The 12,205-nt window shown below is 66.7% G+C and carries 8 protein-coding genes; 7 read left to right on the top strand and 1 reads right to left on the bottom strand.

Translation table 11 applies throughout. From position 1 onward, the window contains the following. Positions 1-34 precede the first annotated feature (34 nt). The 7 genes from L3Q67_RS02005 (at position 35) to L3Q67_RS01975 (ending at position 11,290) form a co-directional block, all read left to right on the top strand. Positions 35-1,243: an ABC-three component system protein gene (locus L3Q67_RS02005; protein WP_499187887.1), complete on the top strand. Its 1,209-nt coding sequence runs from the start codon at positions 35-37 to the stop codon at positions 1,241-1,243. Further along, the gene (locus L3Q67_RS02000) at positions 1,240-1,725 is read left to right on the top strand and encodes a three component ABC system middle component (protein ID WP_499187886.1); all 486 of its coding nucleotides are present in this window, start codon (positions 1,240-1,242) and stop codon (positions 1,723-1,725) included. The genes L3Q67_RS02005 and L3Q67_RS02000 overlap by 4 nt, the downstream gene beginning before the upstream one ends. After that, a complete protein-coding gene (locus L3Q67_RS01995; RefSeq protein WP_499187885.1) occupies positions 1,722-3,674 on the top strand; it encodes a DUF3732 domain-containing protein in 1,953 nt (650 codons plus the stop codon). Before L3Q67_RS02000 ends, L3Q67_RS01995 begins: the two co-directional genes overlap by 4 nt. 185 nt (positions 3,675-3,859) lie before the next feature. Beyond that, positions 3,860-4,447 (top strand): hypothetical protein, encoded by a 588-nt coding sequence (locus tag L3Q67_RS01990; RefSeq protein WP_499187884.1) that lies wholly within the window; start codon positions 3,860-3,862, stop codon positions 4,445-4,447. A gap of 98 nt (positions 4,448-4,545) precedes the next feature. Next, complete coding sequence (locus L3Q67_RS01985; protein WP_499187883.1) at positions 4,546-5,076, top strand: toll/interleukin-1 receptor domain-containing protein; 531 nt, start codon at positions 4,546-4,548, stop codon at positions 5,074-5,076. Positions 5,077-5,083: 7 nt separating this feature from the next. Further along, on the top strand, positions 5,084-9,703 hold the full coding sequence (locus tag L3Q67_RS01980) for a WD40 domain-containing protein (protein WP_499187882.1): 4,620 nt from the start codon (positions 5,084-5,086) through the stop codon (positions 9,701-9,703). A gap of 300 nt (positions 9,704-10,003) precedes the next feature. Next, positions 10,004-11,290, top strand: coding sequence for a hypothetical protein (locus tag L3Q67_RS01975; protein ID WP_499187881.1), 1,287 nt, complete (start codon positions 10,004-10,006; stop codon positions 11,288-11,290). A 288-nt stretch (positions 11,291-11,578) separates the two neighbouring features. Here L3Q67_RS01975 and L3Q67_RS01970 read toward each other — a convergent pair whose 3' ends face one another. Continuing rightward, complete coding sequence (locus L3Q67_RS01970; RefSeq protein ID WP_499187880.1) at positions 11,579-11,971, bottom strand: peptidase inhibitor family I36 protein; 393 nt, start codon at positions 11,969-11,971, stop codon at positions 11,579-11,581. Positions 11,972-12,205: the final 234 nt, after the last annotated feature.

The raw sequence follows: 12,205 nt of genomic DNA, 5'->3' as shown, positions 1-12,205 counted from the left end.
GTGATCGGCGGGCGACGCGGCGGGGAGGTTCGGGATGGGTGAGCAGATCGACTTGTTCGAGGCGTCGGCGTCGGCGGTCGGCTACCTCTATCAGCTCCGCAAGGCGCTCTACTTCTGCGTCGAACAGACAGGAGCCGGTCCCGACTGGTCCGTGGCCATCGAAGCGGGCGACGACATCGAGGTCCATGAGGACGCGGGACCGGGTCTCTACCAGCTCAAGCACCGCGCCCCGGGGACCAAGATGACTGACAAGGCCACTGACCTGTGGAAGAGCCTGCGGATCTGGGCCACCGGTTGGGCCGAGTCTGCAGCCAGCCAGGATCGCCTCACCTTTTTCCTGCTCACGACCGCCGAGGCCGCCGCGGAGGGCGCCGCTTACCATCTCCGGCCTCCGGGCCCTGGCAGCCCCCGGGACGAAGCGAAGGCGCTTGGGCTGCTAGATGAAGCCCGTCGCACCTCCAGGAACGAGACCAACAAGTCCGCGTACGAGGCGTGGGACAGGCTGACGGCAGACCAGCGTCGATCCCTGCTCGAGCGGATTCGCGTGCTCGACGCGGCGCCTGACATCGACGAGACGACCGAGCGCCTCCAGCGCCTGCTGGGCCTCGCCGTGGGCCACGAACACGCGAAGGTCTTTCTGGAGCGCCTGGACGGGTGGTTCTTCCGCAGGGTCGTCGCCCAGTTGCGCGACCCTGCGTCGGGGCCGGTGACCGGCTTGGAGTTCGACGTGGTGTTCAGCGACCGCCGCAAAGGCTTCGGCCCGGACAGCCTGCCCATCGACGACGACCTGCCTGAGACAGGCGGCGGGGACCCCGACGGCGGAGAACAGGTCTACGTCCGGCAACTGCGCCTCGTGAATGTCGGCGACAGCCGGATCCAGCAGGCGGTCAGCGACTACCTGCGGGCATTCACCCAGCGGTCGAGGTGGGTCAACGACAACCTGCTCCGGCCGGGTGAGCTGGGCAAGTACGAGAAGCGCCTCGTCGAGGAGTGGTCAAGCCGCTTCGAGGAGATGCGCGAGGAGTTGGGGCAAGAGGCCGCGGAGGAGGCCAAGGTCCGCGAGGCCCGCGCCATCTACCGATGGGTCGATCACCATGCTCGGTTCCCCATTCGGCCGGGATGCGACGAGCCGTTCGTCACCAAGGGCTCGTACCAGATCCTCGCTGACGAGCGGCGGGTCGGCTGGCACCCCGAGTTCCAGGAGCGCCTCATGGCGCTGCTCGGGTCGGTGTCGAGCAAATGAGCAGCCCTGTCGAGTGGAGCAGGGAAGAGCGGGCGCTGTACAACCCGGCCTTCACCGCCCTGGTCTGCGCCCGCGTCGTCCAAGGCCACCTGGACGCGCACGAACGCCCCGGTCCGCTGCCCCTCGTGGTCGCCTCCGCTGTCATGGCGTTGCAACCCGCGGTCCGGGACCTGCTGCCGAACGCCAACGCCAACATGGCCCAGTGGGCGGAAAACAACGGGACCATCAAAGTTCACATGTCCGCCAACGCCCCCGGACTTCTCACCGTGGTGCGACCCGGACTGCTGTTCGCACTGCAGACCCGGGTCCTCGTTTTAGATGGGGCCGCACTCACCCTGCGCGACAAGGCCATCTCGAAGGGAATCCGGAACCGGTCAGCCGAAGCCGCCGCGGTCCAGAAGGCCGCCCACATGCTCGGCCGGTGGCTGCCCACCGGCGGACCCACCGCCACCGTCCTCACCCTGCTTGGAGTACGACCGTGACCTGGCAGCTCAAGTCCCTCACCCTGTACGGCAAGCAGCCCGGCCAGGTGCGCAGCCTGGAGTTCAACCTCGGCGAACTCAACATCGTCACCGGCGACTCCCTCACGGGCAAGACCTCCATCTGGAACGTCACCAACTACTGCATGGCCAGCAGCGGCGACAACTACCCCATCAGCGCGGGCAAGCTGCGCGAGTACGTCGACGTTTTCGCGGTGCAAATCGTCCGCGGCGACCGCCAGCTGTTCGTGGCCCGCCCGGCAGCGCGCGGAACCACCCCATCCCCCCAGCTCTGCCTGGTCTTCCAGCAGCCAGGGGATCTCCCGCTGGCTGCAGAGCAGATGCAGTTCACTTTCACCATCGAGGCCGCGCGCGGCCTGCTCGCCGAGTTCACGGGCATCGACCTCTCAATCCGCCTGCCCACCACCCGAGGCAACACCATGGCCCCGTCCATCCGCCATGCCCTGTACTTCTGCATCCAAGCCCAAAACGTGGTGGCGAATCCCGACCACCTGTTCCACTCGCAGGGGGAAGATCACGGCCCCAGGACGATCCGCGACATCTTCCCCTACTTCATAGGTGCCGTGGATCCCGAACAGGCCGTGCAACGTGCACAGCTGCAACGGATGAAGTCCGAACTGCGGAACCATGAACGAGATCTCAACCAGCAGGAATCCGCAGCGCCCGCGTCCGGACAGGCCCGCGCCCTGGTCAGGGAAGCGGTCGAGACCTCGCTGCTCGACCCTCTGAACACCGACGAACTCACGCTGGACGACGCGCTCGCGCTGCTCGACACCGCCGCCTCGGCACCCCTGCCCGGTCTGCCCGAGATCCCCGAGGACGAAGACGATCCCCTGGCCACCCTCTCGCAGGAGCGGGATCGACTGCGCATCGCCTTCCAGCAGACGCGCGCCCGGCTCGCTGAACTCAGAAGCGCACTCCGCGACCGCAGCGAGTTCCTGACGCAAGCACTCGACCACCGCGAACGCTTGACTTCTTTGTCACTGCTCAAAGTCAGCCCTGACACCTCTCTGGAAGCATGCCCGGTCTGCAACAGCGAAGTGACCGCCCCGAGCGCCGTCGCGACCGCACTGCGGACAGACCTGGAGGAGCTCAACGCCAACGTCGTCCACGTCAGCGACGACACCCCGCAAATCCAGGCCCTCATCGACGAGCAAGAAGAATTGCTCCGCGAGCACCGCCGCGCACTCGGCGCCAACCACGACGAACGCGACGCACTCGAGGCAGGCATGCGCGAGGCCGCACGGTACCGCGACACGACGCTACGCGCCGCCGCCGTCCGCGGGCGCATCAGCCTGTTCCTGGAGAACGCCGCACGTTACACAGTCGCCCCCCGCATCCGCGACCAGCGCGAAGAGATGCGCGCGGCCATCGAGGAACTGGAGGACGCCCTCGGCCACGACGTGCAGGCCGACCGGGTCGACAGCAGCCTCTCACTGATCAACCAGAAGATCACCGCGAAGGCCCGCGCACTCGCCCTCGAGCACTCGGACGCCTCCATCCGGTTCAACCTGCGCCGCCTCACCGTCGTGGCCGACACCGACGACGGACCAGTCCCCCTCAAGGAGATCGGCGGCGGGCAGAACTGGCTGGGCTACCACCTGGCCGCGTTCTTGAGCCTGCACGAGTGGTTCATCGACCATAATCGGCCAGTGCCGCAGCTGCTCGTTCTCGACCAGCCTTCCCAGGTCTACTTCCCCGCCGACTACAAAGGAACAGACCTACAGCCAGCCGCAGAGTCCGACCGGACAGCTCTCCTGCGCGCGTACCAAGCCATCGCCGACACCATCACCACCGCGGACGGCAAGCTCCAGGTCATCGCCATGGAACACGCAGACCTGGAGCAACCGGTCTTCGCATCTGCGGTGATCCAGCGGTGGCGTGATGGCCAAGGCGCCCTGGTCCCGGCGGAGTGGATCACCGCAGGCTGACGCCAGGCCAGCCGGTCGACGTGCGTTCGGCCCCACACCACACTTCTGGCCCGAGACATGCCCGAGTTCCGCGTCAGCCGACTCAGCGCGCTCGATTGTTGAGCGAATTTTGTCGGCAGCCCGCACTGCGGCATGAGCGGACGTTCGTGAGCGATCACACTCCGTCAGTCGGGAACGTGCCGTTGGTGACCGATCGGTGGATGCGGCAAGCTGTGCTCGTGTCGGCAGCAGTGATTACCGCGAGCGCGAGCGTGCTGGTTGCGGTTCTCGTGTTTGTTCTGAACCAGCGTGCACAGATCCGGCAGGAACGGCGGCAGGCCCGGCTGGTCAGGGTCAACAGCCAGCTTCGGGAGTTGTATGGCCCGCTCAACGCGCTCGTGGAGGTCAACGAGCGCGTCTGGGAGGCCCTGCGCGAATCAGGGTTGCCCGGTAAGGCGGATCGGAATCCGTTGCGGGCCGACGGCGACTGGCGGCGGTGGAGGGACCAGGCGTTGCGCCCGGTCAATCTCCAGATGCGCGACTTGATTGTCGAGCACGCCGACCTCCTGGTCGAGCCTGATCTTCCGCGGCCGCTGCGCGACTTCTGCGCCCACGTGACCTCGCTGGAGATCGTGTTGGCGGCCGAGGCCGAAGGCGTGCAAGACAAGGCCCTCATCGGCCACCCTGGTACCCCGTTCGTAAATTACGTGCGCGAGGCTTTTCTCCGTCTCAAGCAGGATCAGCAGCGCCTGTTGGCTGCGGTGGACCGCTCTCAGAAAGCTCTGTCCCGATAGCACCCGGTCCGGGCAGCCTGCCACCTCCCCAATGCAGTAGCCTTGACCAACCGGACATTATTGCGACATATTTCGACAGGGCCCGGCGGGAGGTCAGTGTGAGCACGGACGAAGCCGAGGTGTGCCTGAAGATGGGGGATTCGGGTAAGCCGCTGGTGCGGGTGTTCCTCAGCTTCGCCGGGCGGGATGAAGCGCTGGTACTGCGCTTGTGGGACCTGCTGGCTGAGGCGATGGTCATCGATCGGGTGTATGAGTTCCAGCTCTGGCGATCGGACGAGGCGATTCTGGTCGGTGAAGACTGGGACGTCCGGATCCGCGGCGCGTTGTCGGCGGCTGACGTTGGGGTTGTCGCGTTGAGTAACGCCTTCCTGGCCAGCGAGTACGTCACCGGTGTGGAACTGCCCGCGCTCGTCGACGTGGCGGGCAAGCGGGTGGTTCCAGTGCTGCTCCGGCAGGTCGGCAAGCAGGCGGACTGGCGCGGGTTGAAGAGCAAGCAGATCTACGGCTACGGGCGACCGTTCAGCGAGGCGCGCGGGATGTCGGCGCGGGACACGTGGGTGAACGGCTTGGTAGCCGAGATGCACCGGGTACTCGCCCGGTACGCGGTGCGCGACGACGGGCGAGGGTGATCCCACGATGCGACGGATACCTCCCGCCACGGCTCGCGCCCGGTTGCTGCGGGTGTCGTTGAGCGCGGCCGACCGCGAGGCGATGAGCGTGTTGCTGGACGCGATGGGAACGGCGGACGAGTTGTCCGTGGAGCAGGTGCAAGATCTGCTGTTCGCTCAGCGGACCCCGGTGGCCGCGACGAAAGCGTTGGAGCGTTGGGTCAAGCGGGTGAACTCGGCCGCGGCAGATGAGAGCGTGGACCTTGAGGTGCAGGTGCACGGCGCGAAGAAGTCCGGCGCGCGCGGTCGCACGTTGTCCTTCTGGGCAGAGCATGCCGACGCGGCCGGTGCGCCTTTGCGGGAGCGCGAAGCGGTTCGTGACGTGCTCATCGAGGATCGGCAGGCGACCGTGCTCGGGCCGAGACGGATCGTGCTGTGCAACGCCACGGCGGACGACGGCAGAGTTGAACGACTGTGGGACCTGCTGGTCGAAGCGTTGGCCGGCGACCGGCACAGAATCGAAGTGTGGCGGTCCGATAAGGATGTGCTGACCGGCGACGATAGGGAACAGCGGTTCCGCATGGAAGTGGCGGACAGCGAGCTGGTGGTTCTCGCGGTGAGCAACGCCTGGTATGCAGATCACACGCTCGGTGAGATGTTGCGCATTCACAGCGGTTCCTCCGGCCCGACGGTGATGCCGGTGCTGCTGCGGTCGTCGAGTCCTCATGCGGGTGGGTTCGAGACCAAGACCGTCTACTCCGGCCCGTCTCAGGGCGTCGCGTTCAGTGAGTTGAGGAGCCCCGCGGCGCGAGACAACTGGGTGAACGGCCTCGTCGAGCACATCCACCGCCAACTCGGCCGCAGGAGCACGAAACCGCTCGACATGGGCACGAAAGACCGGCGCGCGCTCAAGGAGAAGTGCGAGGACCAGTTCTTCAACCTGCACGGCCATCCCAGCGGCATGGATCCGGACACGGCGGCGGGCGCCCACGATCAGGAGCAGCGGGTCACGGACGTCGTGGCGTACCTCGCGGAGTGGGCGCGTGATAAGGACAGCGCTCCGCTTGCCGCGCTGCTGGGAGAGTACGGCACCGGCAAGACGATCACCTGCCAGGAGTTGACCGAACGACTGCGGGCCCAGCCAGACGAGCAGCGGCCTGAGCCGCTGTACTTCGACCTCCGGCGCCTCGGGAACCTGAGCGACGCGGTGCCGACTCTGCCCACCATCCTCACCGAGTGCATCAACCACGGGTGGGCCTCCGGCGACACGCCGCTACCGTCCGGGGAGGAGGTCATCGCACGTGCCAGGACGGCACCCACCCTGTTCGTCATCGACGGCTTGGATGAGGTCCTGGTCCGGCTCGACGCCGCGCAGGGTGTCGCCTTCACTCACGAGTTGCTCAAGCTCCGGCCGATCCGCGTAAAGGGCAAGGGCTCGGTCCACGCCCCATTCGCCGGGGAGCACACCAAGGTCCTGCTGTCCTGCCGGACCCACTACTTCCGCTCGCTGCGCGAACAGTCCAGGCACTTCCTCGAACACGACCGCGATCTCGCCACCGCCGAGGACTACCTCGCGCTGATGTTGTTGCCGTTGACCCACGAGCAAATCCGCGGATACCTGGAGAAGGCGCTACCGGACCAGGACGTCACCCAGGTAATGGACATGTTGGGAGCGGTACACGACCTGTCCGATCTGGCTACACGCCCGTACACCCTGACCAAGGTCGCCGCGCAGGTCCCGTTCATCGAGGACCGCCTCTCGCAGCGACGCCCGGTGCACGCGGCCACGATCTACCGGCAGGTCCTGCGCGACTGGCTGGCGCGCGACCTCGGCAAGCACCGGCTGCGACCCGACCACAAGCTCACCTTGATGGCCCGACTGGCCGCGTGGTCGTGGAGGCGGGGTGACCGGCGGGTCGGTAGCACCGATCTGGACGACTGGCTCGATGAACAGCTCGCCACCGATCCCGTGCTGGGCAGGCGCTACGGGAACATCTCCCGCGACCAACTCGAGGAAGACCTGCGCACCGCCACGTTCGTGGTCCGCAGCGACCGTAACGGGCCTGACCGCCCCGACTTCCAGTTCGCGCACAGCTCCATCCACGAATACTTCCTCGCCCAATACCTGTGCGACGCGCTACGTGATGACCGCCGTGAGGACTGGTGCCTTCCCATCCCGTCGGTGGAGACGTTGGACTTCCTGGGCCAGTTGATCATCGACGATGACGATCAAGAGGTACTCCGGGCCACCCTGAACCGGTGGCGTACGCCGTACCTGCAAGGAGCCAGCGAGCTCTGGCTCCGGTACGCGCTCCACGCCCGGGCGCACGAGCTACCGCATCCCACACTGATCGGCAGCGACCTCAGCGGTGCCCGACTACGAGGCTGGCAATTCATCGGTACGCCGGCCAACCCGCTTGTGCTCACCGCCGCCACACTGACCGGCGCAGATCTGCGCGACACCCGCTGGGACCACGTCAACCTCACCCACGCGACCCTTCAGGCCACCCGCCTCGAACGAGCCGTGCTACACGAGGCCACCCTCGTAGACGGAAGCCTTCGCGACGCCGACCTCACCGGTGCGTTCCTCCACCACTGCCGCCTGGACAACACAGACCTGACCGGAGCGAACACCCACAAACTTCGCCACATTCACAGCGGCGACAAACTACAGCCCCCGCCGCCACCCGTCCGAACCCGACTCCAGCCACTCACCGGACACACCGCCTCGGTCGAGGGTGTCGCGTTCAGTCCGGACGGGGCCCGGCTCGCCACCGCCGGTGACGACGGTACGGCGCGGATCTGGGACGCGGCCACCGGCGAGACCCTGCACACCCTCACCGGGCACGCCGACTGGGTGAGGGGTGTCGCGTTCAGCCTGGACGGGGCCCGGCTCGCCACCGCCGGTGACGATGGCACGGCGCGGATCTGGGACGCGGCCACCGGCGAGACCCTGCACACCCTCACCGGGCACGTCGGCTCGGTCGAGGGTGTCGCGTTCAGCCTGGACGGGGCCCGGCTCGCCACCGCCAGTGACGATGGCACGGCGCGGATCTGGGACGCGGCCACCGGCGAGACCCTGCACACCCTCACCGGGCACGTCGGCTCGGTCTTGGGTGTCGCGTTCAGCCTGGACGGGGCCCGGCTCGCCACCGCCAGTAACGATGGCACGGCGCGGATCTGGGACGCGGCCACCGGCGAGACCCTGCACACCCTCACCGGGCACGTCGGCTCGGTCGAGGGTGTCGCGTTCAGTCCGGACGGGGCCCGGCTCGCCACCGCCGGTGACGACGGTACGGCGCGGATCTGGGACGCGGCCACCGGCGAGACCCTGCACACCCTCACCGGGCACGCCGACTCGGTCGAGGGTGTCGCGTTCAGTCCGGACGGGGCCCGGCTCGCCACCGCCAGTGGCGACGGTACGGCGCGGATCTGGGACGCGGCCACCGGCGAGACCGTGCACACCCTCACCGGGCACGTCGGCTTGGTGATGGGTGTCGCGTTCAGCCTGGACGGGGCCCGGCTCGCCACCGCCGGTGGCGACGGTACGGCGCGGATCTGGGACGCGGCCACCGGCGAGACCCTGCACACCCTGACCGGGCACGTCGGCTTGGTGATGGGTGTCGCGTTCAGTCCGGACGGGGCCCGGCTCGCCACCGCCGGTGGCGACGGCGCGCGGATTTGGGACGCGGCCACCGGCGAGACCGTGCACACCCTGACCGGGCACGTCGGCTTGGTGAGGGGTGTCGCGTTCAGCCTGGACGGGGCCCGGCTCGCCACCGCCAGTGGCGACGGCGCGCGGATTTGGGACGCGGCCACCGGCGAGACCCTGCACACCCTGACCGGGCACGTCGGCTTGGTGATGGGTGTCGCGTTCAGTCCGGACGGGGCCCGGCTCGCCACCGCCGGTAGCGACGGCGCGCGGATTTGGGACGCGGCCACCGGCGAGACCGTGCACACCCTGACCGGGCACGCCGGCTCGGTCTTGGGTGTCGCGTTCAGCCTGGACGGGGCCCGGCTCGCCACCGCCAGTGGCGACGGTACGGCGCGGATCTGGGACGCGGCCACCGGCGAGACCCTGCACACCCTGACCGGGCACGTCGGCTCGGTCGAGGGTGTCGCGTTCAGTCCGGACGGGGCCCGGCTCGCCACCGCCAGTGGCGACGGTACGGCGCGGATCTGGGACGCGGCCACCGGCGAGACCCTGCACACCCTCACCGGGCACGCCGACTCGGTCGAGGGTGTCGCGTTCAGCCTGGACGGGGCCCGGCTCGCCACCGCCAGTGACGACGGTACGGCGCGGATCTGGGACGCGGCCACCGGCGAGACCCTGCACACCCTCACCGGGCACGCCGGCTCGGTCGAGGGTGTCGCGTTCAGCCTGGACGGGGCCCGGCTCGCCACCGCCAGTGACGACGGCACGGCGCGGATCTGGTACGCAGACGCAGGAAAGCCAGACTTGCTGGTGGCATCCTTCACCAGCAACTCCACGGCGTCATGGTCGCTTGTCAGCGACACGTTGCTGTCCACCACCGGTGATGCCTGGCGGTTTCTGCGGGCGGCCTGCCTCGACAGCCACAACCGCGTGGTCGACCTCCAGCCGTACGAGCTCTACTACACAGCATCAACTTCGAGCATGGCCCCTTAAGGACCACATGCCGTTCTGGCTCGGGGCGTCGGAGCGCCAAAGATCGGGCGGCATTGGAACAGTCGGCACGCGAACGCGGCCGCGTGGAGACTCGAACCGAATGCGCTGACATCGGCATGAGCGCGCACCCGGTCAGCATACGATCTGCGGCATGAGCGCGCGTTCGCGAGTGCCCTCAGTTGGGCCCGCTGACAGGGCAGCAACCTTGGTCGCTGGGCGGGCCAAGTGTGAGACTCCTGTTTCCACCACCTGTCATAGTTGTGGCAACAGACGATGGAATCGAGTGAACCGTGAGGCGTCGTGGAACAGCCGCAATGGATCGATGACGACGATTGGGATGGCGCACTCTGGCCGGACGAGCCAAGGACGACGTACCACGAGGCGATCCAGAAGTTACAAGGTCTGCTTCGAGTGCGCCGAGACGTTAACCTCGACTGGTACGGTGGCCGTGGACCGCGTGGTGATGCGCGTCTGGTCTTCCTGGACGGAGCGGGGGTTCCCAAGCTCAGGGTGCGCTTCCGATCAGCTGATCAACTGGACGTGCTCACCAGGGTCCTCGACTCGACCTACCCTCTGCCGGAACATCAAGGGCTGTGGGACCAGAGCAAGAAAGTGATCACAGCTCGTGTCGTAGGCGACTATGACCAGTTGATCTTGGCCCTCGCGAGAACAATGTTACCGAAGGTAAGACGTGGTGACGCCGTTCCGGACAGCCCGCTCGGCAGAGATGTGCATAGTCTTTTCGCTAGTGGCGGAGCTTTTGTGACAGCTGAGGCCGTGGCAGGCTCGAAGCCTGGGGGCCGGACACTGAAGCTTATGTTGGCGACCGAGGAGCTCACGACGCTGTATCCCCACCGGCTGCGCACAGCTCCCGCCATTGCGCTGGCGATGGAAGGGTTCGAGGCCACCGATGCCGACGCCGCACGAAACCTGCTGGCCGACTACGGCAACAGCTACCTTCACCAGATCGTCCGGGCAACAGGGGTATCTCTGCGACTATGGAAGGCGAACTACCCGTCGTATCGGCATTCTTCACAGATCAGTGTCGGTAAGATCCGGTTTCCTCACGAGCGCTACGACGCCACCCCTGTCACCCTGTACGCGGCCGCCAATTCTGCAGGACGCGATCCTCTCGAGAGGTATCTGAAGTACTATCAAGTACTGGAATTCTTCATGCCGAGAGCTGCTAAGCACGCTACGGCGCAAGGCAATCAAGCTCGATTTGAACTGGACAAGTTGCGCGCCCTGGCTGTGATGACGATTACTCCAGCACAGCTGGAAGGTTTCCTCCGCGGCAACGCTCTATTGAGCAAACTGGCCGACAAAAACCTCATAACAGATGTCCCCGAATTGAAGGCGAATGTCAACTCTAATCCGTTTTCAGGATTGGACTATCGACCCGACGTCGCGGAGCGCGTGTACAAGATCCGATGCCGGATAGTTCATGCGAAGGAGGGCGGTGGCCCCAATCAGACAGAGGTCATCCAGCCTTATAGCCGCGAGGCTCGCGACATGGGTTCAGATCTCCGACTCATCCGGTTCCTTGCCGAGCGAGCCCTCCGACACTGGGCCACTTCGCTGTCGTGATCCGGTTACGTGCAGACCTCGATGCGTTGGGACCAGGATACTAAGCTTTTGGATCATGCCCGCTCGATCGTGTGCGGGGGATACTTGTTCACGCGACGCACGCACATCGACATGAGCAGACAACGAGCCCTGGCACGCTCATCGCAACTTCCGCTGGGCGGTAATGGTCCGCGATCCACGGTTGGCGTGCCGGTGGACAGCCCTGGCGACCGCAGCGCCGAGTGGGCCGGACCTCGCCCGCTGCCCACTCGGCGCTTGTTGCGGAAGTCGTTCTCCCTGAGAGGACTGCTAGCAACCTCCACGACGCACTGAGTCGATCTTGTTGTCCCAGCCGACGTCGGCAAGGTTGATCCTTTGTCCAGCTCCGATGAGCAAGCGGTCGCCGATATGGCCGCTTCCGGAGTAGGCGCACCACGCCACTTCGGTTCGGTTCCAGAGGGACGAGGCCTGGTCTTGCAGGTTGTAGTCCCGGAGATCGACAGTTCCGCTCTGGAAGCGGGCCATCCTGCCTTGCCCGTTGGCGTGTTCCCACAGACACAACCAGCCGGAGGGGCAGTCCGACCACGCTGTGATCGACACGTCGCCAGCTCGCGTCACCGGGGACGCCGCCTGCGCCGGTGTTCCCGAGGCGATGGCGACCACTGTGGCGAGCCCGAGGGCTGCCCAGAAGCCTGGACGCATGGGTGTTCCTCCTTCACTTTGTTGCTGTGTTCCTTCGCTACAGCAGAGACCGCGTGAGAGTCTGCGGCCCGCAGATTCCCCGGCGCTGGCGAGCAATCGATCACCGTTCGTGGAGGAAGTGACTCAAGTGTCTCGCGGAGAAGAATTGCCCCGACAAAAGATGGGACGCGCCAGCCAGACCTGGCGGTGGCCGATCGGGGAGACCGCGGGCCGCGCTGCTGGCCTCGAGTGGCT

This window comes from Saccharothrix sp. AJ9571 (assembly GCF_021725495.1).
Classification (GTDB): domain Bacteria; phylum Actinomycetota; class Actinomycetes; order Mycobacteriales; family Pseudonocardiaceae; genus Amycolatopsis; species Amycolatopsis magusensis.
The sequence above is the reverse complement of the archived record's forward strand: the minus strand, read 5'-3'. Positions and strand labels throughout refer to the sequence as shown.

Coding starts and splice junctions, on each gene's coding strand:
- L3Q67_RS02005 (WP_499187887.1), top strand. CDS start 35: ATGGGTGAGCAGATCGACTTGTTCGAGGCGTCGGCGTCGGCGGTCGGC.
- L3Q67_RS02000 (WP_499187886.1), top strand. CDS start 1,240: ATGAGCAGCCCTGTCGAGTGGAGCAGGGAAGAGCGGGCGCTGTACAAC.
- L3Q67_RS01980 (WP_499187882.1), top strand. CDS start 5,084: ATGCGACGGATACCTCCCGCCACGGCTCGCGCCCGGTTGCTGCGGGTG.
- L3Q67_RS01970 (WP_499187880.1), bottom strand. CDS start 11,971: ATGCGTCCAGGCTTCTGGGCAGCCCTCGGGCTCGCCACAGTGGTCGCC.